The organism is Kitasatospora sp. NPDC054795, from assembly GCF_053611565.1.
This window is the reverse complement of record NZ_JBSHAP010000041.1, coordinates 39,557-63,104: the sequence shown is the minus strand read 5'-3', so window position 1 is coordinate 63,104 and position 23,548 is coordinate 39,557. Positions and strand designations below refer to the sequence as shown.

Below are 23,548 nucleotides of genomic sequence, written 5' to 3'. Positions count from 1 at the left end.
TTTATTTTTTTCTCACCACCCCCCCCAATCGAAAATACTCCACCCCCCCCCCCCCGCCCCCACCCCCCCCCCCACCCCCCCCCACCTGTCTGTTGTCGATGTCACCGAGGACATCGAACTGGGCATGGGGCACCGGCGATACATCCGCACCGCACGCTCACGCAATTCTTGCGGATACTTCTTCGGGGCGGCCATGGCCACGGGTCCTCTCATGAGACCCATCTGAACTGCTGTCACCATCCTCCGCATCCCGGGGGACCCTCACCGACCTGCCCCTGCTGGTCTCGGTCACCAGCGAGGCTGACCAGGCAGGATTCCCCGCGAAGCGCCAGACCGCCCCCGCCGGCCAACAGGCCATGGCCGACCGCCTGGCGACCCTGGCCGGCCGGGCCCAGTACCGCCAGCGCAGCGCGCTCGTCGAGCCGGGCTTCGCCCAGCTCTTCCAGCGATTCGGCCGACACCTCAACTACCGCGGACGCCGGACCGTCGACACCGAGATCAAGCTTCTCGGGACCGTCCACAACCTCAGCAAACTCCTCGCTGGCACCGCAAAGTCGCGCTCTTGACTCTGGGGCGGGGGAAGTCGTGCGACAGCCTCGGCGCGTTCGCGCGGACGTTGCGGAACCCGCGTCGGACCCGGGCGGGCGTGAGCCTGTTCGGCGGCGCGGGCTTCTCCCACGGGCGACGCAGATCCTCGGCAAGGGGCCGGGCGAGGCGGAGCTGGGTGTGCGCGACGATGATCAGCCAGGTCCACAAGTCCGCGGTGTCGGGACGGCGGACCTTCGGAGCGGTCCATCCGAGCGTCTGCTTGATCAGCCTGAAGGTGTGTTCAAGATCCAATACCGTTAGTTTTAGATTTCCGGTCGGAGGAGTTGTGGTGCCCGGGGGCGGGGCTGGGTGCCCGTGGTCGTCGGGTCTCTTGATGAGGTACCGGGAGATGATCCGTTTGACTCGTCGGGGGTTGGAGCGGCGTCGTCGCGGTGGGTTGACGCTGGCCAGGAGCTCGCCGAGGAGAATGGTGAGAGGGTCAGTCCGAGGGGGGAAAGTCCGCCGGCGGCATCGTGGTGATGCGGCGGGCGGCACGCAGGCAGGCAGGCAGGTCGTGAACGACAGGCGGTCCGGTTCGAGGGTCTCGCTGTTGGCGCGGGCGGCATGGAGCATGTGGACGCGCAGTGCGTAGTGGACCAGCAGGTGGCCCCAGATCTGCTGGCGGATTCCGTCGGGTGTCTTGCTGGACAGGACTTCTCCGGCCCCGATCTGCTGGGTCTTCAGTTCCTTGAGGGTGGTCTCCACTTCCCAACGTTCGGCGTAGAGAACGGCGAGTTCGTCGCCCGGGTACCGTTTGTGGTCGGACAGCGTGGTCAGCAGGGTGTACTGCTCGCCACCCGTTTCGAGTTGGTAGCGCACGGCGCGGACCTGGACGCCGTTCTCGCGGCGCCGGTCGGTGTGTCCGTAGATAGTGGTCAGCCAGGAGCCGTCCGGCAGGATTTCGTCAGGGACGAGCTTGTAGCGGCTTCCGGCGAGCCGCAACAAGGGGTGGAAAAGGCGCGGCCGCAGGTTCCGATGGACACCTTGCGTTTCTCGAAGTGCGCGAGGAAGGAATCCCACTCCTCCCCGGTGGGAGTCCGGTATTCCTCGCTGGGCCGAGTGGCCCGGCGGCGGGCGATAAATGCCCTGTGCGCCTCGATTGTCTCGGCCGGGTAGACGGCTAATGGTGGGGTCGGGTATTGGAACTGTCCGAATGCCTGCCGCATCAGGGCTCCCTGGACGGTCGGTTCGCGGTGCAGAGGGCCCAGTCGCCAGCTGATGCATCCTGGGCGGCCGGCGAACTCACGCGACCACTGTCGGCAGGCGGTGCGAGACTCGGTCCCATGAAGCCCAATGATCCCAAGGACGACCTGCACCGGTACCTCAAGGAAGCCCGCAAGGCCGTTGTCTGGAAGCTGGACGGGTTGTCCGAGTACGACATCCGCCGCCCCCTGACGCCGACCGGCACCAACCTCCTCGGCCTCGTCAAGCACCTAGCCAGCGTCGAACTCGGGTACTTCGGCCCGACTTTCGGCCGCCCGCACAACGAACCCCTCCCCTGGCACGAGGAGGACGCCGAGCCCAACTCGGACATGTGGGCACCCGCTGACGAGTCACGCGAGGACGTTCTCGGCCTCTACCACCGTGCCTGGGCGCACGCGGACGCGACGATCGAGGCGCTGCCGCTCGACACGATGGGCCACGTCGCGTGGTGGGGCGACACCGGGGACGTGACGCTTCAGCTGGTCATGCTGCACATGACGGCCGAGACGAACCGGCACGCCGGCCAGGCCGACATCGTCCGTGAGCTGATCGACGGCAAGGTTGGTATGCGGGAGGACAACAGCAACATGGATGGCGGCGACGAGGCGTGGTACCAGGACTACTGGAACCGGCTGGAAGTGTCCGCCAAGGAGGCGCAGGCCAATCAGCGCTGAGGTCGTTCGGGGAGGTGTATGCCTTTTGGTGGCTCATGTTGTTGCCTGCCTCCCCACCCCCATCACATGAGGGTGGCGTCGGTTCTGGACGTTGATGACGCAAGGACCTGTGTCATGACGGCGTCGTCCCTGGCGGTTGTCGAGCGAAGCGGCGTGTGACGTCGGCGGCGTAGGCGGCCCAGTCCCCGGCGGCGGCTCGCTGCCATTTGACGGCGACGGTGATGTCGATGCCGAGGGTTCGGGCGAGGACCGCGGCGGGCAGTTCGGTGGCGAGCTGGAACAGGGCGGTGGAGCGGGTCTCGGCGAGTCAAATGCCGAGTCCTTCTTGGACAGGCCTTCCTTGGTGCGGCGGGTGACGTAGGCGCGGGTGCGCTCGTCGTAGCGCATGCGGACCAGCACGATGGTGTGCAGGGCGTTGTTGGCGGCCCGGTCGCCGCCGCGGTTGAGGCGGTGGCGGTGGGTGCGGCCGGAGGATGCGGGTATCGGTGCGACTCCGGCCAGGTGCGCGAACGCGGCCTCGGAACGCATCCGTTCGGGAATGTCGCCGGCCGAGGCCAGGAGCTGGCCGGCGGTCTCGGGGCCGACGCCGAACAGGGCGAGGAGACCGGGGGCGGCGTGCTTGACCAGCGGGCCGATCTCGCCGTCGAGCTCGGTGATCTCCTCGTCGAGGGCCTGGTGGCGGCGAGCCAGGCGCCGTAGGGCGGCTTTGGTCGCGGCCAGCGGCGTCGACAGGTCCGCGCCGGCCCGCAGTCGGGCGAGGGTGCGGATCAGCGCGGCCCGCTCCAGGTGCGCGACCTGCTCGCGCAGAGCGGCCGGTGCCGACACGAGCAGGCCGCGGATCTGGTTCATCGCCTGGGTGCGGGCCTTGACCGCGCTGCGACGGGCGCACCGCAGCACCCGGACGGCCTCGACCACGCCGTCGCGGCTCCTGGGAACGCCGCTGGCCCGACCCGAGGCCACCGCCGTGGCGGCCGCGTAGGCGTCGATCGGGTCGGACTTGCCGCGCATGCGGCGTACTTTGCGGTCCGGCCGGTCCACATCGACGACCGTGACCCCGGCGGCGGTCAGCACCCGGGCGAGTTCGGCGCCGTACGCGCCGGTGCCCTCCACCCCGACCGCGATCAGGGTGCCGTGCGAACGCATCCAGTCCAGCAGGTCCCGGTAGCCCTTGACGGTGGCCGGGAACTCCCGGTCGGCCAGGTGCCGGCCCAGCTGGTCGATCACCGCCGCGTGGTGGGTCAGGCCGTGAGTGTCGACTCCGCCGGTGATCTTTTGCCTGTCGTGCGTCATGCTGGTCATGTCCGTCCTTGCCGCTTGTCCGAGCCGGGGGCGGCACGCGCCGGTCGGGCGGGTGGACAAGACAGTGACGGGGCCTCTGGCCAGGCTCCTATGGCGTCACAAGCGCCCGTCCGGCCGCGTGCGTGGTGACGCCACCGATGAGCCGACAACCCAAACAGGACAGTCGAGACGTCAGTCAGCCGAGGGGTCAGACCCACCAGCGGCGTCACCACGAACATCATCACTGTCAGCCGAGCGTACCCAGCCAGAGCAGCAGCCCACCGTAGTTGTCGTAGAGGTCGTCGCTGTGGGTGTCGGAGCAGTGCAGCAACAGTTCATCGCGGGAGGCGACGCCGAAGTGCCGTGCGCGGGCCGGGGAGGAGAGCGGGATCACAGCGGCAGACGCCAGCCGGGCCCGTCCTCGCTGCCGAGCCACACCCGCTGCCCGTCACCCGCAACCGTGATGCCGAACCCGTCCTGGTGCGGGGAGCCAGCCGCCTGCCACGTTTCAATCGCGTCCTCGACGTGGTCCCACAGGCGCAGCGGGCCGCGCTGGGTGACGGTCCATCCGCCGTGGCCGTCGGGGCGGGTGCGGGCGTGGGAGCCGGTGGCGTGGTCGACGAGGATCTGTTGGTCGCCGGCGCCGATGTGTTCGGCGGAGGGTGCGGCGAGTTGGGCGATCCAGGTGCCGGTCCAGGTGGTGATGGTGGCGGGGTCGATGCGAGTGGGGCGTTCGTCGCCGGGCAGGAGGGTGGGGTTCTGGCGCGGGGGGCGGTCGTGGGGGCGGGCGATCATGAAGCTGGTCCAGCCGGGCAGGAAGTGGCCGGTCGCCTCGCCGGGCTCGGTGACGGTGAGCAGGGCGAGGCCGTAGCCGTACTGCCAGCCGGAGATGGTGACGAGGATTTTCCCGCCGGGCCTGACCTGGTGCAGCCAGGGGTAGGGCAGGGTGCGGACCGCGCAGGTCGCGATCAGCCGGTCGTACGGTGCGGCGGGCTTGTGTCCGAGCAGGCCGTCGCCGACGGCCAGGTGGGGGGTGTAGCCGACGGTCTTGAGGGAGGTGGCGGCGCGTTCGGCGATCGCCGGGTCGACTTCGATGCTGGTGATGTTGTCCTCGCCGAGGCGGTGGGCGCCCAGTGCGGTGGAGTAGGCGGTGCCGGTGCCGATCTCCAGGACGCGGTGGCCGTCGTGGACGTCGAGCTGCTGCCACATGCGCAGCACCAGGGAGGGCAGGGTGGAGGAGGACGAGGGGGATCCGGCGACGGGCCCGTGGGTGTTGGAGGGGTGGATGCGGCCGTCGAGCTGGGTGATGAGGGTCTGGTTGGTGTAGACGGCCTCCAGCCAGCCGTCGTCGCCCGCGCGGACCGGTTCCCAGGAGGTGGGGAAGGAGCCGGGGACTTCGCGGAAGTAGTCGCCGACGAAGGCCTCGCGCGGCACGGTTGCTGCGGCGGCACGCCAGTGCGGGTCGGTGAGGCCCTCGTCGGCGGCGAGCTGCCGGACGAGGGCCGCGCGCAGGTCCGCGGCGGCGGCGGTGGTGGTGGTCATGCGGCAGGGCCCTTCTGGAGCTGGTCGGCGATCGCCGTGGCGATGGCGTCGGTGGTCGGAGGCGGGAAGAACGCCCACTGCCCGTTGCTGTTGCATTCGAGGAACCACCAGTGGCCGGAAGCGTCGACGGCGAAGTCGAAGGCGCCGTAGACGAGCCGGAAACGCTCCAGGTAGCGGGCCACGGACCGGCGTACGGACGTGGGCACGTCGATCGGGGTGTGGGTGAGCAGGTGCTGGCGGCGGCGCCAGTCCAGGTCGGGGCTGTCGATGCGGACGGCGAAGAGCTCGCGGCCCACCGCGGTCAGCCGCACGTCGTGGTCCTTGGCCAGTCGGGCCTGGAACAGGTGCGGGCAGGCGGCGACGGCGTCGGTGATCTCGTCCGGGGCGACCTCGGCGACCCAGGCCTGCACCGGCCGGCCGTCCTCGTCCGTGCAGGGCGAGTTCCACAGCGGCTTGTAGACCGCCCCGCCGGGCTGCTCGGCGCAGAAGGCGCGCGCCTGCTCGGGGTCGGTGGTGACGATCGTGTCGGGGACGGCGAAGCCGGCCGCGAGCGCGGCGTCGAGCTGGGCGGGCTTGTGCTCGGCGGCCCGGATCCGCCAGGGGTGGTTCACGTAGTGGGCGCCGGGCAGCGCGGCGAGGACGCCCCCGACGCCCCACTGGGCCTGGGCACGGGCGAACTCGGCGTCCTGCCCGTCCATGCCGACCGGCGCGGCCCAGCCCGAGGGGCGCCGGTACCAGACCGCACGGACCCGGTCGAGGTCGAGGGCCCGGCTGGAGGTGGCGAGGGTGCCGCGCCGGCCGGCCGCGCCGTAGCGAGCGGTCAGCACGGCGCCCCGGTGGAGGTCGGCGCCGGGATCCGCGCGCACGACCCGCACCTGCCGCTCGGCCAGGATCCGCAGCACGATGTCGGCGGTCGGGTCGTAGGCGCAGGTCAGCACCAGGACCGCCGGCTGCCGGTCACCCGCCACGGTTCAGCTCTGGTCCTGGTCGTTGGACGTCACGGTGTCCACGTCGGTCGGCTGGGCCTGGCCGCCGCTCTGCCCGTCCCCGCCACCGCCGCCGGTGCTCGTCGGGCCGGTCTGGTCCGTGCTGGTCCCGTGCTTGCCCAGCTCGACGGTGCGGCCCCGCTCGTCGTGGAAGACCGCGACCTGGGTGTCCGGGTCGATGACCGGAGTCAGGGCGGGCCAGGGCGTAGCGTCGGCGAACGGGCGCATCCGGGTGGTGCCCCACGGGGCGGCGACGGCGTTCGGCATCCTGATCTCTCCTGCACATGAAGTGTGACGCTGGCGATGCAAATGGTGACCATCAGTCATGGTGCCGGTCTGCGGGACTGCTGGCAGGCGTTTCGCCGAACTGCCGGTCAAGCTTCGGCATCGCCCTCCCTGCCGAGCACCGCCCGCGCGCCACGGCAAGGGGTGAGCGGCCCCGGAAGCGCGGCTCCGCCGAAGGCGATGTCGGCGGTGAGGGTGGAGTCGGCGATGGGCGGGGCGCCGAGGAGGATATCGACGCAGTTGTCGAGGATCGGCTGGTCGCTGTCGATGTTCAGGAGCGAGGTCCGGGAGCACCACGGGTGAGCGGCCGACGGTCGGGGCTTGGCGTTGCGCACCCCGCAGCGCCCCCCCGTAGGCGCTGGGTCCGCCCAGTGGACATGGGGCCGGCAGGTGCGGCACCCGTGCGTGGGTCGGCTGGTCAGCTGAGGTCGAACTGCCAGTACGCGATGTCGCGGTACCCGGGCGACTTCGGGGCGACCTCCACCGTGGCCGGGCCTCCCACCTTGTCGGGCTTCACCCGTACCGGCACGGTGCGCTTCTGCTCCGTGTCGAGGGGCGGCGTGAGGGCGGTGACGGATGCAGCCCCGTCGAGGAAGGTCATGCCGGGGGCAGGGACGGGAGCGGGGCCGGGGCCGGCGCTGGAGGCGGGGGTGGTGGACGGGGTGCCGGAGTCGATGGCTTTCCCCGCCGGGACGACGACGGGGGCGGAACCACGGGTCGTGCCGAGGCCGGTGTCGGGGGACGTCCCGCCCGGGCGCAGTTCGTCGACTGTGCGGTTGTCGTAGGTGATCGTGAAGCTGTAGCTGTTGTCGGGTTCCCGGTGGGGCGGGCTCACGGTGATCCTCAGGCCGTCGTCGTAGCGGGCGGTCCCGCCGGCGTGCAGGGGCTCGACCACGGTTCCGGGGCCTTTGACGTACCCGTGCTGGGTCAGGGAGTCCTCGAACTTGGCCAGCGCCATGGCTCCCAGGACGACCAGGGTGGTGAGGAGTGCCAGTGCGATCCCGCAGCCGGTGGCCCAGCGCGGGTTGACGGAGGGCCGGGGGGCGGTGGGAGCCGCGTTCGTGTCCATGCTGATCACGGTAGGGAAGCGGCCGGTCGGACTGCATGAGCGGGCGTACTCAAGGGCCGCCTGAGTAGTGCCGAGGCGCCGCTGGTGGGGCGTCCATGCGCTGTTTGAGCAATCCCCGCGAGCGCGGGGCCGACGAACCGGGCCACAGCAGGCCGCGGGTGATCGCGGAGCAATCCCCGCAAGCGCGGGGCCGACTGACCGCCGGCGAGTACCGCCTCGCTCATCTTGGAGCAATCCCCGCAAGCGCGGGGCCGACACTTCCTGACCTGCTGCGATTGGGCGCAGAGTGCGCCAATCCATTCAGTTCGAATCCGGAGCCCGCGTTGCGATATCGACGTCCCAGAGGCCATCTCTCCCAGCTGCGCCCCGGTGAGCCGACTCTGAACCTTCGACAGCATCGTACGGGCTGTTGTCAGGCTTGGGTGTCGGGGACGGGTTCGCTGGTGAGGGCGTCATGGCCGACAACGGCGCCCGCTACCTGGCGCATGCCTGGCGCGATGCCCTCGCCACCGAGGGCATCGCGCACAAACGCACCCGACCCTACCGCCCCCAGACCAACGGCAAGAGCGAACGCTTCAGCCGCCCCTGCTCGACGAATGGGCCTACGCACGGCGCTACCGCACCGAACAGGAACCCCGCGACGCCTATCTCGCCAGGCTCCAGACCTACAATCACCACCACGGACACACCTCACTCGCAGGCAAGCCACCCGCCAGCCGCATCCCCAACTTCACGGGACAGGACATCAGGAGGTTGCGCAGACAGGCGCGATGGGGCTCCTCGGGAGATGAAGAGGCACAGGGCCTGGTGATCACCGGGAACCCTGCTTCTCTGTGCCTTGTCCTGGAACTCAGGCAGTGCACGAAGTCGCGGCGGGGCGCCGACCAGCGGTGAACGCGGCCGGTGGGATACCCATGAAGTGGCGGAACTCGGCGGTCATGTGGGACTGGTCGTAGTAGCCGGCCGTCGTGGCGATGTCCGCCCATAGGCCCGCATCGGCCGCGAGCATGGTGCGGACGCGGTCGATGCGTGCGAAGTGCTTGGGGGACAAGCCGGTGGCGTCGGTGCACAGGGCGCGCAGGCGGCACTCACTGATGTGCAGCCGGGCCGCGGTCGCGGAGACGGTGGTGTCGGCCAGTAGACGCGCCGCCTCTTCGAGTCGCTCCGACGGTTCCGGGCGGTCGGCCAATGCTTCTTCGAGAGCGGCGACCGGGTCGGCGGCGAGCCGGTCGATGTCCAGGCCCGGTAGTTCGCCAAGCGGCAGGACACCGTCGGCGAGGCCGTTCAGCGAACGTCCGAGCAGGGCTTGGGCACGACCCGGCCGCATACGAACCCGCACGCACGAGCGGCCGGGCGCGGCCCCAGGCCGAGGCTCCTGTCCGCACCGACCATGAGCTGGTGGTCGGGGAACCCCGACGGATGCGGTTCCCGGTCTTGCGAGTACACCTCGGCCAGGGTGCAGCAGTCGTCCTCCCCGTCCAGGAGGTCATCGACGAGCGCATCGACGCCCTCCAGGGTGGTGATGACGACCGGCGCCTTCCCGTGGCCCTTCCGGTACCTGGCTTCGACGCCCTTCGTGAGCATTCGTTCGTCCATGGTGCTTTGTTCCTTCCGTACGCCTTGCTCCGTCGGCCGTCGCGACAACCCGGGGCCGGCCGGTGCACTCGGCCGCACTCGCCTGTCGCACTCCGGCCACCCGCGCCCTCGCCGCCGCGCGGGCCGCCCCGGTCCGCTCGTAGGTCTCCCCGGGCGGGAAGGGCTCGGGTGACGGTGCGGGCGCGTACCGTGGGATCCGGAGCGTACGGAGAGCTGGGGAGGCGGGCGTTGCGCACTGTCGGGCGGGCGGCCTGGTACACGACACTGGCGGCGCTGTTGGGGGGAGCGGTGTTCTTCGGCACCCGCAGACTGGCGGACTTCGCCCACCGCACCCGCCTTCAGGTGGCCGTCCCGCTGCTGGTGGTCCTTGTCCTGTGGGCCGTCTTCCTCACCTGGTGGGTGCGGCGCGACGACCCGGCCGCGTGGATGGCGGCGCTCGCCGCCCTCGCCACGGGCATGCTGTTCCTCCACATCTCCCTGCTGGACACCCGGTCGCTGCGCGAGCGCGGTGTGGAGCAGCACGCCCGAATAGCCAAGGTGACCACGAAGTTCAACGCCGACGACACCTCCTACCAGGTCTACACGCTGGAAGCCCTGGACGGTCCGCCGATCAACGGGACGGCCACCGGAAGCTTCGGCGGGTCGAAGGAGGTCGGCGAGACCGTCACCGTCACCACCGACCCGTCCGGCCAGGTCGCCCCGCAACTGGGCAAGCGCCCGAGCGCCGCCAAGCAGCTGTGGATGGGCCGGGTCGACAGCGCCCTCGCAGTCCTCCTGGTCCCGGTGCTGATCGGCTGGACGGTCGAGCGCACCAAGAAGCGCCCCGCCCGGCCTCGTAGTTGATGCGCCGACGCTCGTGGGCGCCGCCCACCGCGTGTCTTCCTCCCTGGGAGCCCGTCAGGGGACGGCCGTCGCCGACACCGGCGGGATCGGCACCACCGGCGTGTTCACCGACGGCCTGTCCGACGTCCTCGACGGCGCCTCCGTCGTACCCGGATCCGTCACCGCCGGCGCGAGCATCATCGGCACCGTCCTGACCTGGTCCGGGCGGCCGGGCGTGCCCGACGGGGTGTTCGGGGCCGAAGGCCGCACTCTGATCGCTCGACGGTCCCGAAGGTAAGGTGTCGACGCACCGCTTCCGCCGTACCCCGCGCAGCCGTGGGCACGTCGGCTCCGGACGCCGTCGCGAACGCAGCGGCAGACCCGGGCGGCGGACTATCGTGTCCGGTTCGGGTGGCGGCCGCCTCGCGCGGCACGAGGAGCGGTCGTTCGGCGGGGGGCGTGCATGCTGAAGGGGCTGGCCCAGTGGGGTCAAGAGCCCTACTGGACGAGGATCGGGGACCAGCGCCTCGGCCTGGCCCCGCCGGGCAGCAGGGACACGGGCCTGCTGCGCAGTGGGTCCGCCCCCTGCCTGCTGACGGTCCTGCGGCTGGCGGCGTACCAGGAGACGGGCAGGAGGAGCGATCCGAACCTGGCGGCGGCACTGGTGCGTGCCGGTCGTCTCGCCCGGACGGTCGAGCTGGTTCGCTCGGGCGCCGGTCGGGCCGGGCCGGAGGAGGATCTCGTCCACCTGGTGCGGACCGCGGGCGAGGCCGGGGATCTGGACGGTGCGCGGGCGCTCGCCGAGTCGCTGACCGACCGCGCGCTGCGGGACAGCGCCCTGGTCGCCCACATCCCGGCGGTGGCACGCGCCGGTGACCACGAGGGTGCCGCCGGCCTGGCGCGGACGGTCCGCTACCCGCACAACTGGCCGCGTGCCTGGGCCGGGCTGGCGAAGGCGGTGGCGGACGGCGGCGACCTCCCGGCCGCGCTCGGGTACGCCGCCAGAGCCGTCGAGTGCGCCGGCGCCGGCGCGGAGTCGGGGCGCGCGCTCGTGACGGCGATGGAGATCGCGCATGCCGCCGGCGACCACGTTCTGGCGGGCATGTTCGCCGACCGCGTGGAGGACCTCGTCCGCCGCGAGGGCCGCAAGGGTACCGGGCAGCGCGCGTCCCTCGTCGCGGTGCTGGCCTTCGAGGTCCGCAACGGCGACCTGGACCGGCTCGACGCCGTGCTGGGCAGCGTGGCCCGTGCCGCCGCCGCGAGGGCGGCCGAGGAGGCCGAGGCCGCGGCGACGGGGGCGCAGGAGTGTGACGCCGACCCCGATGTCCTGTGCCTCACGATCCGCGCCCGGCCCAGCCCGCACTTCGACGCGAGGATCGTGCCCGAGCTGCTGGAGGCGATCGCCGAGAGCGCCGACCGGGAGGTGGCTCTCGCTCTGGCCGACCGGGCCGAGGAACTGCTCCGCCGCGACGCCGGCTTCGAGGGCTTCGCACTGCGGGAGGCCGTGACCTTGCTGCTGGCCCGGCACGGGCAGGTCGAGCGGGCCACGGCGCTCGCCGACCGGATCGCCGATCCCGATCTGCGGGCGGCGCGGAAGGCCGGAGTCGTCGAGGCGCTGGCCCGGTCCGGGGACACGGACCGGGCCGAGGCCCTCGCTCATGCCCTGGCCGACCGCCGGGCGCGGAGCCGGGCCTTGATGGCGGTCGTCGGCGAGCTGGCCCGGCGCGGCGACACGGCCCGGGCCGAGGCCCTCGTCCCCGCGATTCCCGACCGCTGGGGGCGCGGCGAGGCACTCGTCGACGTCGTCGGTGCGCTGGCCCGCCAGGGTGAGCCGGAGCGGGCCGAGGACCTGGCCCACACGATCCCCCACGGCCGGGCGCGGGCGCGGGCCCTGGCGGCCCTGGTGGAACTGTCGGAGCCCGCCCGCGCCCGCAGGCTGGCCGCCCGGGCCGTGTTCCTCGGCGGCTGGGCGATGGTCCTCGACGACCTGGAGGAGATCGCCCCCGGTGGGACAGCGGCCATCGCCGACGAGGTGATGCGCCGGCGGAAGGCACGCACTCCCGGCACGGGGGCGACACAACGATGAGGACGGCCCCCGGGCCGTCGGCCGTGACGCGGGGCTGAGAGCGGCGCGGGAACGGACGAGGCGGGCCGACCCCCGTACGGGAGCGGAGCAGGAGCGGGACCCGCCTTCGGCGATGCACTCCGCGGGACCTGTCGGCGATGGCGGGCGAACGGAAGTTCCTGATGGTCGCGGACTCCAAGCTGGTGTCCTATGCGAACATCGCCGCCTTGCAGGCCGCCGGGGTGGAGTTCATCGCACCGGTCCCAGCCGCGCAGGTCAAGGACGAGGTCTACGCTGCCCTCGATCTGGAACAGGCTTCGGTGGTGGACTGGGTGCCCGACCGGGAGGCGGGCAAGGCACCTGCCGAGCGGGAGGTCTATCGGGTACTGGAGGACGTCCACACCCTGGCCGGGCCGCGCAAGCGCGACCCGGTGCTCACGGTGCGCCGGATCCTGGTCCACTCCACCGCCAACGCCAAAGGTCAGCAGGCCGCCCGCGCCAAGCGCCCGGCCAAAGCCACCGAGGAACTGGACAAGCTCGCCCGTGCGGCGGGCGGACGGCATTACAGGACTCGGGAGAAGATCGCCGCCCGGGTCGGGGTCATCGCCGCCCGCCGCCGTGTGGTCTCGTGCCTGCGCTGGCACATCACCGAGGACGAGGCCGGCACCCCGGGCCTGGACTGGCATTTCGATCACCAGGCGCTGGATGCCGAGGCCGCCGTCGACGGCTGGTACGCACTGCTGGCCGGCCTGTCCGCCGACAAGGCCGACCCCGCGCAGGTCCTGGTCCACTACAAGGGCCAGGGCGCGGTCGAGCGCCGCTACGCGGACTTCAAGGGCCCGCTCGCCGTCGCTCCGCTGTTCGTGCAGCACAACCACCGCGTCGCGGCTCTGGTCCAGGTGATCTGCCTGGCACTGCTGGTGTTCTGCCTGATCGAACGCCAGGTCAGACGGGCGCTTGGCCCCGAACAGACCATGGTCGGCCTCTATCCGGACAACCGCCGGGTCCGCCCCACCGGCCGGATGATCCTCTACCACCTCGGCGAACTCACCCTGCGCATCGGCAGCATCTTCGACCGGCCGATAGTGCAGATCACCCGCGGCGTTCAACTCCACCTCCTCGAACTCCTCGGCATCGAAGTCACCCAAACCCGCTGGCCACAGACCTGAAACGGTGACCCGCGAAGTACGGGACCAGCAGGGCGTCGGTGCAGAGGGAGAACTGCAGAGCGGCGTCGACCAGCGTGTCCAGGTCGACGTCAGCGGGGTCGAAGCTCTCCCAGTCGGCGCGGGGAGACCGACGGCGGCGATCGGCCCGAGGTTGCCTCACCAGTGACCGGTCTGGCGCCGAGCCGGTTGCACCGGCATGACGACCAATCCGCTGTTCGCGCCGCCGTTGCACTCCGACACCCGCGACGAGGGCGTTCCCGACGGCGAGGACCAGGCGCGGCGCGCTGCCGAACAGGCGGCGCTGCACCGGGCCGCCGACGCGGGGAGGCAGCGGCCGCGTGGGTGCGCGTGCTGGCCGGCCACCAGGACGAGGAGGACCACGGCCGGCTGCTGGAACGGGTGGCCGAGGCGATCGTCCGGGCGAGCAGCCGCGAGATCGTCCCGGGCAGCAACGGCCTGCTGACCGAAGGACCTCGCTACACGCTGGCTGCGGACATGGTGCTCGGCGCCCTGTACTCCACCGGCACGCTACCCCAGCTCCACCCCGGCGAACGGATGCCACTGATCGTTGTCTGCTCGATCACCACCGCCTTCCCGTCCTGCGTGCTCGGCGGCCTGCCCCGCGAACTCGAACTCCTCGCCGCCGAATTCGAGGCCGCCACCGCCGTCCGCCGCGCCGCCGCTGGTACCGGCCGGTGGGCACCGTCCGGCCCGGCCGGGCGCGGCGGGCACGGCGGGCACTCGGGCCCGGCGCCGCCCAGGCCCTCGCGACACCGTCCGCGCGCCCCGTACCCCACCGCCCTGGTCACCGGAAGCCGTCGACACCGCCCAGCGCAGCCTGTTGGAGCGGTTCGAGGCGACGGCCGAGGCCGAGGGGTGGCGGGACGCCTTCGACGAACTCGACGAAGATGAGCTGGCAGAGGCCGCCGCCGAGGCCTGGATGCCCAGTGCTCGCCCTGACCGGCCCCGCCCGCCGTTGGGAGCCCAAACGCCTGCGACTACGGCTGTTCTCCGCCGCCGCCCGCCTGGTCACCACCGGTCGTCGCCGCTACCTCCGTCTTGCCCGCCACTGGCCCTGGACCGACGTGATCACCAGCGCTTTCAGTCGCCTGCAATCGCTGCCGAACCCCGGCTGACCAGCAATAACGGCCCATCCCGACGAGCAGCCCTGCCCCCGGAGTCGTGGAACCCGGCGCCCACTCGACGCGACAGCCGGGCCACCGCCCTGCCCTTCGCCAGCCCGAGAAGCCGAAACGGCCCGCCCGAGAAACCGACGGACCGTCACGAAAGATTCGAGGTTGGCGACAGAGCCCAGAAGTTGGACCAGAACCACGATTCGTGATCGAAGCACAACCTTGCCTGACCCCCCGATCGGGATCCCCCGATCGGGATCCTGCAGGGCCGGCCCAAGACGAAGTGGGGCTGGCCCCCGCCAGCCATCCTCCAGACCGGCCGGCCATGACACGTGGGGAACGCGGATACCGAGTCTGAACACCCGGAAGGCATGGGCCGAAGCGCGTGGCACAGCTCCCGCGCGACTCCGGCGTTCTTCCGCGTTCCAAGCCGCTGCTCCACCAAGGGCGTACCCGGCTGGACAGCACCCCGAACGCCTTGTTGATCTGCGGCTTCCAGCTGGGCCGGCCGCCGCGCTGGAGACCGTGGCGTGCGAGACGCCAAGCCGTTCCGCCGGATTCGTTGTCGGGAAGTTGCCCCTCCCACGGACCGGGCAGATGACGCGGGGGTCAGGGCCAGCTTGCGGGCACGGTGTCCTTCGTCACCAGCCTGTCGCTGGACCAGCAGAGTCGGTAGATGTCGACCTCTTCCAACAGGTTGCGGCCGGAACGGTAGAACTCGCACGTGGCGCCGGGCGGCCGGGGTGCGGAACGGGCGTGGTCGGGCGGGTAGGGGTAGGCGCGGGCGGGCAGCAGAGGGGTGAGTTCGACGCGCGGCCGACCGATGGTCAGCTCGTCGAACCGGGATGGCGGCAGCACGCTCGTCGTCAGTTGCCAGGCCAGATAGACGGCGGCGGGCACGAAGAAGGCGGCTGCGACGACCGGCGCTGCGAAGGCAGCGATGGAGCGGCGGCGAGCAGCGCTCCGTACGGAGGCGAGCCGCCTGGCGCTCTCTGGTGTGACGGCGTCCGTGTTGAGGGCTCGGGGGGAAGCGGTCCCGGACGGCAACGCGGACTCGGTGTGCCGCCCGCGGGTCCTGGCCTGTGTTCCGGGCGCCGTCCCGGGTCCCGGAGCCGGTGTCCTCGGGTGGGCCGCGGCCTGGTGCGGGAGGACGGCGGTGACGCAGAACCCGTCCTGATACGGGCCGCTCCACAAGGAGCCTCCGAGAACCGACACCCGCTCCCGAAGCCCCATCAGGCCCCGGCGGCCGACGCCAGATGTCGGGCCTTCGGCCGCGTGCGCCGGCCCGTCAGCCGGTGGAGCGGCGTTCACGACGCTCACGCGGGTACGGTCGGCCTCGTGTGTGATCCGCACCCGGATCGCACCGTCCGGCGCGTGCTTCATGGCATTGGTGAGGGCCTCCTGCACCACCCGGTACATCCCGCGCTCGACCAGCGGGGACAGCGTGGGCACCGCCCCGCGCCGCTCCCAGCGCACCGGCACCCCGGAGGCGACCGCCCGTCCGAGGAGGTCCTCGACGGTATCGTTGACGGGCAGGCCCGCACCTGTTTCCGTTCCGGGCGGGTCGTGCAGGACTGCGACGGTCTCCCGCAGTTGTTCCACCGCGTCCGCGATCGTCCCGCGCAGTTCGGCGACTTCGGCGCGATCGCGGTCCGTGAGGTCGGGGGAGAGTTCCAGGGCCCCGGCGCGCAGGGCGACCAGGCTCAGGGCGTGGCCGAGGGAGTCGTGCATGTCGGCCGCGATGTCCGCGCGTTCGGTCAGCCGCGCCCGCTCCGCGACCAGGTGTTGCCGCTCTTCCAGGCTCCGGGCCAGCCGCCAGCCCTCCCGCACGAGTTCGCGCCGGCCACGCCAGTGCCGTCCGGCCAGCCAGGGCAGCAGAAGGGCGGAAGGCAGCACGGTCAGCGCGTAGAACCACCAGACGGCCTGCGTCCGCAGCACCGCGCACGTCGCGAGATCGGCCGCGAGGCACCCGGCGAGCACCAGGAGAGGGCGCCGTGCCGCGGCGACCCGGGCGCCCAGCACACAACTCAGGGCGGCCAGCGACAGGACCTGGGCGTTGGCGGGGGTCGCGGAGTCGGCCAGACCCAGCGCGCACAGCCCGTTGACGAGGACGACCGCGGCCCCCGGTCGACGGCGGGCCAGTGGCACGGCCACCGCCAGGACGGCCAACGGGAGGAGCAGGTCCAGGGCCGGCGAGGCCGCGCCCGCTTCCCGGAACCCGTAGCCGGTGGCGGCAGCGAGCACGCTCCACAGGGCCACGTCGCCGCGTACGGACCTTGCTGAAGGTATGCGCGTGTGCAGCATGACGCGTCGACTGTCCTTTCGATGGATGTCCTCACCTGCCCGGGTCGATTCTGTGGGACGGGCCCGGACGTCCGACGATGGGGTGGGCACGATGAGGGCGTCCGGGCCGGTTCCGACGCGGGGTCAGGCGTCCCGGCGGCGCAGCACGTACAGGCCGATCAGGTGTGCGGTCGCGGCCCATGCCGCCACGATCAGGACCGCCGTCGCCGGTGTGTACGGGGCCTCGGCGCCGATGCGCATGAAGTGATCTCCGGATCCTTGCGGCAGATGGTCGTTGACGTCCGCGAGCGTCGGGCCTCCGAGCCCCAGGAGCATGCTCGGCAGTGCCCACAGGAGTGTGACGAGGATTGAGAGCGCGCCGGCCGGGTGGCGCGTGGCGAACGCCACCCCGACGGTCAGCACGGCGACCAACGCCTGGTAGAGACCTATCGCGAGGACCTGCCGGAGGCTCGGGCCTGTCTCGAAGGAAGCCCGTCCGTCGAACGCCACCCAGGCCACCGCCGTGCCCACGACGGCGAATGCGGTGCCGGCGACGAACGCGACCACGGCCGCCACCAGTGCCTTCGCCGCCTGGACCCGATGCCGCCGGGGCACCCACAGCAGGGAGGCCCGCACGCTCCCCGTCGAGTATTCGGAAGTCACCGCGACCGTGGCCAGGACGACGACGGCGAACTGGGCGAGGACGGCGGAGGAGGCCGCCGCGTTCCCGACGGGCTGGATCGGATGCCCGTTGATGCGGGCGATCGAGGCGTAGTAGTAGGTGAAGACGCCGGTGATCGCGAGGCCCGCCAGAAGGCAGAGACAAGGGGCCCGGACGGACCACAGTTTGGTCCATTCGGAGGCGATCGCCCCGGCGAAGCCACCGGGTGCGCCCCGGCCAGGGGTGTCGGGCACGGCCCTGGGCGGGTCCGTCGGCCTGTCGGGTGTCGTCGTCGTGGTCACTGTCGTCCCCCTTCGTTCGGCGCCGCGGCCGCGTCGGTCGTGTCCGCGCCTTTGCCGCCCGTCGTGTACTCGGTGCTGCGCGCGGTCAGGTCCATGTACGCCTGCTCCAGCGAGACCCGGACATCGCACAGCTGGTGCAACCGGACCCGGCAATGGTGGGCCAGGTCACCGATCTCGGCGGCGGTGCGGCCCTCGACGGTGAGTTCGCCGGTCGCGGACGTCTCGACACTCACCCCCTCAGCCGTCATCAGGCGACGGACCAGCGTCGCCCGCTCCCCAGGGTCGGGCACCACGGCGCGCGCCGACGCGGGAGAGGCGGCGGCGAGGAACTCCGTCATGGAGGTGTCGCTCAGCAGCCGGCCCCGTCCGATGACGACGAGATGGTCAGCCGTCAGCTGCATCTCGCTCATCAGATGGCTGGAGAGGAACACGGTGCGTCCTTCCGCCGCCCGGTCACGGACGAGCCGACGGATCCAGCGCACACCGTCCGGGTCGAGGCCGTTGACCGGCTCGTCCAGGACGAGCACCGGCGGATCGCCGAGCAGGGCGCCCGCCACCCCGAGCCGCCCGCTCATGCCGAGCGAGTACGTGCCCGCCGGCCGACGGGCCGCCTTGGTCAGGCCCACCGTCTCCAGCACCTCGTCCACGCGGCGTACCGGGATGCCGTTGGCCCGGGCCTGGGCGAGCAGGTGCGTGCGGCCGGAACGGGCCGGGTGGACGGCCCGGGCGTCCAGCATCGCGCCGACCGCACACAGCGGCCGTCGCAGGTCCGCGTAGGGCCGGCCGGCGATCAGGGCCCGCCCGCGGGTGGGGTGGTCCAGGCCCAGGATCATGCGCATCGTGGTGGACTTCCCGGCCCCGTTGGGGCCGAGGAAGCCGGTCACGCGGCCGGCCTGGACGTCGAGTGTCAGCTCGTCCACGGCGAGGGTGTCGCCATAGCGTTTGGTGAGTCCTTGGAGGGTGATCACGGAGTTCCTTCATGTAGGTCGCGGACCGCGGAATACAGCACGCGGACGTCGACGGTGGCGCACACCGGCCGACGCGTGATGGGCCTGGCCCGGGGCGGCCGCCTCGTTTTCCGTACGGAAGCGACGCTAGGAGTCCGCGGCGTCGGCGCCCATTGGTCGAACGGCAGCGGCGTCCTGCCTTTCGTCGGGGGTATGCCCCGACCCGGGGCGGATCTGCGGGACTTGCCGTTCGCACGGTGGTGCGTCGGCCGTAGGCTCGCCGCGTGGAAGAGACGACACCGAGCAGCCGGCCGGTCCGGGTCCTGGTGGCCGACGACGAGGCGATGGTCCGGGCTGGTGTGCGGGCCATCCTCGCCAGGGACCCGCACGTCGAAGTGGTCGCCGAGGCGGGTGACGGGCACGAGGCCATCGCGCTCACCCGCCGGTACCGGCCGGACGTGGTCCTGTTGGACATCCAGATGCCCGGCTTGGACGGGCTGACAGCAGCGGCGCGGCTCCACCGAGAGCCGACGGCAGTCGGTGTGATCATGCTGACGACCTTCGGTCAGGACGAGTACGTCACCCGCGCCCTGGAGGAGGGCGCCGACGGCTTCCTGCTGAAGGCGGACGACCCGAGGGAACTGCTCAACGGGGTACGGGCGGTGGGAGCCGGCGGGGCCTACCTGTCCCCGCGGGTCGCCGGCCGAGTCATCGCCGGGCTGCGCGCCCACCGGGCGGCACATCCCCACCGCTCGCTGGAGCGACTCACGGACCGGGAGCGCGAGGTGCTGGCCGGACTCGGGACGGGGCTGTCCAACGCGGAGATAGCGAGCCAGCTGCACCTGGTCGAGGGCACGGTGAAGGCGCACGTCAGCGCGGTGCTCGCGAAGCTGGGCGCCCGCAACCGGGTGGAGGCGGCCATCGCCGCGTACGAAGCCGGCCTGATCCTGCCACGCCGTGGCTGACTCGGTGCCAGCGTCCCGCCACGTGCCGATCAGCGCGGCCGGTCTCCTCGCACATGCCGGGGGGTCTTCGCCGGTTTCGGCCCGTCCGCGACCGGGGGTCTTCGCCGGTTTCGGCCCGTCCGCGCTGACGGGCCGAAACCGGGGAACGGTCACACGCCGATGAAGCTCACCGTTCCGTTCGACACGGCCGTCGTCGCGGTCCGGCGGCTACGGGAGGCGGGTGTGCCCGCGGCCGTCCGGTGCACCTGGTGCGACCGGACGGTGCCCGGCGACGGGACGCCGCTCGGTCCGGGGCCCTGTGCGTCCCGCTACTGGTCGAGCGCCCATTGCCCGGCGAACTCCCTCACCAGCTGTGACTGCGGGTTCTGCGGCACCTACGGGCCCACCCGCCTCACCCTCTGAACGCCCTGGCGCTCCTGGGGGCGGCAAGGGCAGAGGGTGAGCACGGGTGGGCCAGGGCCGTCAGGCGGCCGGCCAGCCGTGGTGGGTCAGGCCGCCGGGGTCGGTGAGGGCGCCGCGGATGCCGGCGGCGGGGTAGGGGATCAGGTCGTCGGGCAGGCCGTCCTCGGTGAACCAGCGCAGGTCCAGGCACTTGTCGGGTTCGCGGTTGACCGGCTCCCCCTCCCACGCGGCGGCGAGGTAGAACAGCCCCAGGCGCAGGATCGCCGGGTCCTGGCGGTGCAGGACGGTGTGGGCGAGGTGGAGGTGGGCCGGGTCGACCGTGATCCCGGTCTCCTCCTCCAGTTCGCGGGCAGCGCCGTGGGCCGGCTTCTCACCGGGGTCGAGTTTGCCGCTGGGGGCGTGCCACTGGCCGTAGCCGTAGGGGCCGCCGCGCTGGGACAGCAGGACCTTGCCGTCCGGGGTGCGCAGGATGACGTGGACGTCCACGACGGGAAGCGGGGTGGGACGCGTGTCGCTGGTGCTCATGTTCTCTCTAACTCCCGTACGGGATTTTGGTGTTGATCGTCCGGGGCGGTACCTGTTCCAGGATGGCCTGTGCGGTCTGCTCGGGGGTCAGGTGGGTGGTGTCCACGGTGTGGAGCCGGTAACCGAGCCGTTCGAGCACGGGGGCGGCCTCCTGGTAGAGCCGCAGTTCGCGGGCGGTGGCGGCGGCGTCGAGTTCGAAGCGGTGCCGGGTGCCGCGGTGGGCGAGGCGGCGCTGCACGGTGTCGGGGTCGGCGGTGAGGAGGACGGCGAGGTCGGGGACGTCCGCGCCCTCGTTGACGGCGAGGAGGAAGTCGGTGTCGACGCCGTCGGCGCGCTGGAGGACGAGGGTGGAGGGCAGGTAGCGGTCCAGCAGCACGGTGGTGCCGGCGGCGCGGCGGGGGCGGACGTCGGTGTCGAGCTGGTGGAGGCGGTCGGCGGCCACGGCCAGGGCGAGGGCGCGTCCTCGCATCGTCGCGGCGGCCACGCGCACGGCCTGGCCGTAGGGGGTGGCGGAGGGCCCGGTGGCGGTGTGGACGGTGTGTCCGGCCGCCAGCAGGGCGCGGGCGGTGGCGGCGACGGCGGTGGACTTGCCCAGGCCGCTGGGCCCGTCCACGGTGAGCAGCAGGCCGTTCACGCGGTCACCTCGCGGCGGGCCGCGGCGGTGTTGCGGTGGTGCTGTTCGCGGGAGATGTCGGCGAGCCAGCCGTAGAGCCGGGTGAGGGGGACGTGGCCGAACTGCTGGCCGGTGGCGAAGTTGAACTCGTCGCGGCCGCGCATCGCCTCGTCGGCGCCGTGTCCGGTGAGGTCGACGTCCTGGTAGGTCTGCATGGCCTCCGGGTCCCAGCCCTGCCGGACGAGGTCGGCGAAGACGGGCGAGCCGGGGTAGGGGCGGAAGGTGAACGCGGAGGCCCGGAAGGTGCCGGGCAGGCGGTCGGACAGGGCCCAGAGCTCGCGGATGTGGGCGAGGGTGGCGAGGGCGTCCTCCGTGGTCTCCCCGGGGTAGCCGAGGATGAAGTACCCCTTCACGCCGATGCCCTTCTCCAGCAGCCGGCGGGCGACGGTGAGCGTCATCGCGGGGGTGATCCGCTTGTCCATCGCCTCCAGGATCCGGGCGGAGCCGGACTCGATCCCCAGCGCGACCTCGCGCAGTCCGTTGCCGCGCAGCCGCTCCAGGACGGTGTCGCTCTCGCGGTCGAGGACGTTGATGCGGCCGGTGGCGTCCCACACGTACCTCTCGCCGACGCGCTCGGCGGCGAAGGCGTCCAGGGCGGGGTGGATGACGCGGCGGGCGCCGAGGAAGAGGTCGTCCACCGCACGGAAGGCCGTGCAGCCGAAGTCGGCGTCGAGCCGGTGCATCTCGGCGATGATGTTCTCGGGGGTGCGGGTGCGGATGCTGACCTCGGGGTTCATGGAGGCGGCGGCGCCGCAGAACCCGCACTCGTAGGGGCAGCCGCGCGAGCACACCAGGTTGGCCTCGATGCGGCCGTCGGCGGCCCGGTACGGGTCCTGGGCGAGGAAGCGGCGGTCGACGGCGAGGGCGTCGATGTCCGGGGCGAGCCAGCGCCCGGTGTCGCCGGGGCGCGGGATGCCGCAGGCGGTGGTGCCGAGCAGGCGGTCGCGCCACATCACCTTCGGCAGTTCGCGGCGCCGGTGGACGTCCGCGAGCAGGGCGGTGACCCGGGTCTCGCCCTCGCCGATCACCAGGGCCTCCAGGCGGGCGAAGCGCGGGTCGGCCAGGACGCGCTGCGGGTCGGCCTTGGCGTGGTGGCCGCCGGCCATCAGTGCGATCGCCGGGTCCAGGGCGGCGGCGATCCGCGCCGTCAGTTCGTAGGTCGGGGCGAGGAGGTTGAACGCGGCCCAGCGCGGCCGCAGCGCGTTGACGGCGTCGGCGGTGCGCCGGATGCCGAGTCCGTGGGCCTCGGCGTCCAGGATCCCGACGTTGAAGCCGTGCGCGGCGGCGTGGGTGGCGATGTAGCCCATGCCGAGGACCGGCAGCGTGTAGTCGTTGACGCGCGGGCGCAGGCCGTAGTCGCGCAGCGGGGCGTTGACGAACAGGCAGTCGAGGGCGCGGTCCGGGTCGGCTCCGGCGACCAGCTCATGGGTGGTGCGGGTCTGTTCCTCCGAGTTGATCGGTGCGGGCATGAGCCCCCCAGGTGAGTGTCGACAGGGTGAGGGTGTGCAGGTGGCGCGGTGCGTTGCCGGCCAGGTGGTGCCAGTGCGCGCCGAACAGGGCCTCGGTCTTCTTCGGCTTGTCGGCGGCGGGCCAGGGGTGGTCGGGAGCGATCCGGGCGGCCCAGGTGCGGACCGCGAGGTCGGCGTGCGGGTACACGGAGAAGTCGCCGGTGAAGTCAGCGGCCGCCGCGGCCGCCGTCCAGGGCCCGATCCGCGGCACGCCGACGAGCTCGGCGGCCAGGGCCGGGGCGTCCAGCCGCTCCCAGCGGGCCCGGTGCTCCAGGTACGCGTTCGCGGCCGCGCGCAGCGCGGTGCGGTGGAACGTCGTTCCGACGGCGGCGAACTGCTCGTCGGTCAGGGTGAGGACGGTCTCCGGCGTCGGCGCGGTGTGCAGGGTGCGGTCTGGAGCGGGGCCGTGGCCGTTGCCGGGGGCGGGGCCGTTGTCGGAGGCGGGGCCGTTGTCGGAACCGTTGCCGGGGACGGGCAGCTCGGTGCCGTGGGCCGCGCACCAGCCGCGGTAGAGGCGCCGGGCCTGGTCGGCGCGGACGACCTGGCGCAGGACCGCGGTGGTGATCGCGTCCCACAGCCACGGATTGGCCACCCGCACGCTCGGCCCGAGACCGCGCAGGCCGGCGAGGAGGGCGGGCGGGACGGTGCCGGGCAGCGACGTCGGGTCGGTGGTGACGAGGGCCGGCTTGGTGTCCTCCGTGCCGTCCACACAGGCCAGGTCGAGGCCGTCGGGGGTGAGGGTGGCCACCCAGCGGCCGTCGGCGGTGCGCAGGGGGCGCTGCCGGTGGCCGGTGGTGGTGTTCTCCTGCCAGGCTGGGTGATCGGTCGTCAGGACGGTGTGCACGGGGCGCTCCTTGCCTAGGGTGCCGAAG

General features: G+C 72.3%; 24 protein-coding genes and 5 pseudogenes. 11 read left to right on the top strand and 18 right to left on the bottom strand.

Annotation, left to right across the window (positions count from 1 at the left end):
- The first annotated feature begins 356 nt into the window (after window positions 1-356).
- On the top strand, window positions 357-566 hold the full coding sequence (locus ACWGJO_RS17125) for a transposase (protein WP_452184578.1): 210 nt from the start codon (window positions 357-359) through the stop codon (window positions 564-566).
- A gap of 28 nt (window positions 567-594) precedes the next feature.
- Here ACWGJO_RS17125 and ACWGJO_RS17120 read toward each other — a convergent pair.
- Window positions 595-837, bottom strand: a pseudogene (locus ACWGJO_RS17120) (NF041680 family putative transposase); the annotation flags it as partial.
- 354 nt (window positions 838-1,191) lie between these two features.
- Window positions 1,192-1,812 (bottom strand): annotated as a pseudogene (locus ACWGJO_RS17115) (transposase); the annotation flags it as partial.
- A 59-nt stretch (window positions 1,813-1,871) separates the two neighbouring features.
- Between ACWGJO_RS17115 and ACWGJO_RS17110 the strand changes: the two are divergent.
- The gene (locus tag ACWGJO_RS17110; RefSeq protein ID WP_452184577.1) at window positions 1,872-2,465 is read left to right on the top strand and encodes a DinB family protein; all 594 of its coding nucleotides are present in this window, start codon (window positions 1,872-1,874) and stop codon (window positions 2,463-2,465) included.
- Window positions 2,466-2,783: 318 nt separating this feature from the next.
- On the opposite strand, the pseudogene ACWGJO_RS17105 reads toward ACWGJO_RS17110, so the two are convergent.
- From ACWGJO_RS17105 to ACWGJO_RS17075, 7 genes and pseudogenes are all read right to left on the bottom strand, one after another.
- Window positions 2,784-3,764 (bottom strand): annotated as a pseudogene (locus ACWGJO_RS17105) (IS110 family transposase); the annotation flags it as partial.
- A 226-nt stretch (window positions 3,765-3,990) separates the two neighbouring features.
- A complete protein-coding gene (locus tag ACWGJO_RS17100) occupies window positions 3,991-4,137 on the bottom strand; it encodes a hypothetical protein (protein WP_452184575.1) in 147 nt (48 codons plus the stop codon).
- Window positions 4,134-5,285: an ATP-grasp peptide maturase system methyltransferase gene (gene tgmC / locus ACWGJO_RS17095; RefSeq protein WP_452184573.1), complete on the bottom strand. Its 1,152-nt coding sequence runs from the start codon at window positions 5,283-5,285 to the stop codon at window positions 4,134-4,136. The genes ACWGJO_RS17100 and tgmC overlap by 4 nt, the downstream gene beginning before the upstream one ends.
- Window positions 5,282-6,253, bottom strand: a complete 972-nt coding sequence (tgmB, locus tag ACWGJO_RS17090) for an ATP-grasp ribosomal peptide maturase (RefSeq protein ID WP_452184571.1) — start codon at window positions 6,251-6,253, stop codon at window positions 5,282-5,284. The genes tgmC and tgmB overlap by 4 nt, the downstream gene beginning before the upstream one ends.
- Window positions 6,254-6,256: 3 nt before the next feature.
- Window positions 6,257-6,538, bottom strand: coding sequence for a putative ATP-grasp-modified RiPP (tgmA, locus tag ACWGJO_RS17085; RefSeq protein WP_452184569.1), 282 nt, complete (start codon window positions 6,536-6,538; stop codon window positions 6,257-6,259).
- A gap of 107 nt (window positions 6,539-6,645) precedes the next feature.
- Entirely contained in the window at window positions 6,646-6,891 is a 246-nt protein-coding gene (locus ACWGJO_RS17080; protein WP_452184568.1) for a hypothetical protein, read from the bottom strand.
- An 83-nt stretch (window positions 6,892-6,974) separates the two neighbouring features.
- Window positions 6,975-7,625 (bottom strand): hypothetical protein, encoded by a 651-nt coding sequence (locus tag ACWGJO_RS17075; RefSeq protein ID WP_452184566.1) that lies wholly within the window; start codon window positions 7,623-7,625, stop codon window positions 6,975-6,977.
- Between the two features lie 433 nt (window positions 7,626-8,058).
- Between ACWGJO_RS17075 and ACWGJO_RS17070 the strand changes: the two are divergent.
- A pseudogene (locus tag ACWGJO_RS17070) lies at window positions 8,059-8,366 on the top strand (integrase core domain-containing protein); the annotation flags it as partial.
- Between the two features lie 109 nt (window positions 8,367-8,475).
- Here ACWGJO_RS17070 and ACWGJO_RS17065 read toward each other — a convergent pair.
- A complete protein-coding gene (locus tag ACWGJO_RS17065; RefSeq protein WP_452184564.1) occupies window positions 8,476-8,952 on the bottom strand; it encodes a helix-turn-helix domain-containing protein in 477 nt (158 codons plus the stop codon).
- Window positions 8,910-9,221, bottom strand: coding sequence for a hypothetical protein (locus tag ACWGJO_RS17060; RefSeq protein WP_452184563.1), 312 nt, complete (start codon window positions 9,219-9,221; stop codon window positions 8,910-8,912). Before ACWGJO_RS17060 ends, ACWGJO_RS17065 begins: the two co-directional genes overlap by 43 nt.
- A 228-nt stretch (window positions 9,222-9,449) precedes the next feature.
- Between ACWGJO_RS17060 and ACWGJO_RS17055 the strand changes: the two genes are divergently transcribed.
- From ACWGJO_RS17055 to ACWGJO_RS17030, 6 genes and pseudogenes are all read left to right on the top strand, one after another.
- A complete protein-coding gene (locus ACWGJO_RS17055) occupies window positions 9,450-10,064 on the top strand; it encodes a hypothetical protein (protein ID WP_452184561.1) in 615 nt (204 codons plus the stop codon).
- A 31-nt stretch (window positions 10,065-10,095) separates the two neighbouring features.
- Complete coding sequence (locus ACWGJO_RS17050) at window positions 10,096-10,341, top strand: hypothetical protein (protein WP_452184559.1); 246 nt, start codon at window positions 10,096-10,098, stop codon at window positions 10,339-10,341.
- Window positions 10,342-10,506: 165 nt separating this feature from the next.
- Window positions 10,507-12,129 carry a hypothetical protein gene (locus tag ACWGJO_RS17045; protein WP_452184557.1) on the top strand — a complete coding sequence of 541 codons (1,623 nt, stop codon included), beginning with the start codon at window positions 10,507-10,509 and terminating at the stop codon, window positions 12,127-12,129.
- Window positions 12,130-12,266: 137 nt separating this feature from the next.
- The gene (locus tag ACWGJO_RS17040) at window positions 12,267-13,277 is read left to right on the top strand and encodes an IS1634 family transposase (RefSeq protein ID WP_452184556.1); all 1,011 of its coding nucleotides are present in this window, start codon (window positions 12,267-12,269) and stop codon (window positions 13,275-13,277) included.
- A gap of 342 nt (window positions 13,278-13,619) precedes the next feature.
- A complete protein-coding gene (locus ACWGJO_RS17035) occupies window positions 13,620-14,189 on the top strand; it encodes a hypothetical protein (RefSeq protein WP_452184554.1) in 570 nt (189 codons plus the stop codon).
- 32 nt (window positions 14,190-14,221) lie between these two features.
- Window positions 14,222-14,413: pseudogene (locus tag ACWGJO_RS17030) on the top strand (transposase); the annotation flags it as partial.
- Between the two features lie 606 nt (window positions 14,414-15,019).
- Here the strand turns inward: ACWGJO_RS17030 and ACWGJO_RS17025 are convergent.
- The 3 genes from ACWGJO_RS17025 to ACWGJO_RS17015 all read right to left on the bottom strand — a co-directional run bounded on the left by ACWGJO_RS17025 (window position 15,020) and on the right by ACWGJO_RS17015 (window position 18,624).
- Window positions 15,020-16,714 carry a sensor histidine kinase gene (locus tag ACWGJO_RS17025; protein WP_452184552.1) on the bottom strand — a complete coding sequence of 565 codons (1,695 nt, stop codon included), beginning with the start codon at window positions 16,712-16,714 and terminating at the stop codon, window positions 15,020-15,022.
- Window positions 16,715-16,837: 123 nt separating this feature from the next.
- Window positions 16,838-17,608 (bottom strand): ABC transporter permease, encoded by a 771-nt coding sequence (locus ACWGJO_RS17020; protein WP_452184550.1) that lies wholly within the window; start codon window positions 17,606-17,608, stop codon window positions 16,838-16,840.
- Between the two features lie 44 nt (window positions 17,609-17,652).
- Window positions 17,653-18,624 carry an ATP-binding cassette domain-containing protein gene (locus tag ACWGJO_RS17015; RefSeq protein WP_452184549.1) on the bottom strand — a complete coding sequence of 324 codons (972 nt, stop codon included), beginning with the start codon at window positions 18,622-18,624 and terminating at the stop codon, window positions 17,653-17,655.
- 263 nt (window positions 18,625-18,887) lie between these two features.
- Here ACWGJO_RS17015 and ACWGJO_RS17010 point away from each other — a divergent pair, with 263 nt between their 5' ends.
- Window positions 18,888-19,568, top strand: coding sequence for a response regulator (locus ACWGJO_RS17010; protein ID WP_452184548.1), 681 nt, complete (start codon window positions 18,888-18,890; stop codon window positions 19,566-19,568).
- Between the two features lie 159 nt (window positions 19,569-19,727).
- Window positions 19,728-19,970: a hypothetical protein gene (locus tag ACWGJO_RS17005; RefSeq protein WP_452184547.1), complete on the top strand. Its 243-nt coding sequence runs from the start codon at window positions 19,728-19,730 to the stop codon at window positions 19,968-19,970.
- Between the two features lie 60 nt (window positions 19,971-20,030).
- On the opposite strand, the gene ACWGJO_RS17000 is transcribed toward ACWGJO_RS17005, so the two are convergent.
- Genes ACWGJO_RS17000 through ACWGJO_RS16985 form a run of 4 tightly spaced genes read right to left on the bottom strand, consistent with a single transcriptional unit; the run spans window position 20,031 to window position 23,520 of the window.
- The gene (locus ACWGJO_RS17000; protein WP_452184545.1) at window positions 20,031-20,495 is read right to left on the bottom strand and encodes an NUDIX hydrolase; all 465 of its coding nucleotides are present in this window, start codon (window positions 20,493-20,495) and stop codon (window positions 20,031-20,033) included.
- A 7-nt stretch (window positions 20,496-20,502) separates the two neighbouring features.
- Window positions 20,503-21,129: a dTMP kinase gene (locus ACWGJO_RS16995; protein ID WP_452184543.1), complete on the bottom strand. Its 627-nt coding sequence runs from the start codon at window positions 21,127-21,129 to the stop codon at window positions 20,503-20,505.
- Window positions 21,126-22,637 (bottom strand): B12-binding domain-containing radical SAM protein, encoded by a 1,512-nt coding sequence (locus tag ACWGJO_RS16990; protein ID WP_452184542.1) that lies wholly within the window; start codon window positions 22,635-22,637, stop codon window positions 21,126-21,128. The genes ACWGJO_RS16995 and ACWGJO_RS16990 overlap by 4 nt, the downstream gene beginning before the upstream one ends.
- Complete coding sequence (locus ACWGJO_RS16985) at window positions 22,591-23,520, bottom strand: hypothetical protein (RefSeq protein ID WP_452184540.1); 930 nt, start codon at window positions 23,518-23,520, stop codon at window positions 22,591-22,593. The genes ACWGJO_RS16990 and ACWGJO_RS16985 overlap by 47 nt, the downstream gene beginning before the upstream one ends.
- Window positions 23,521-23,548: the final 28 nt, after the last annotated feature.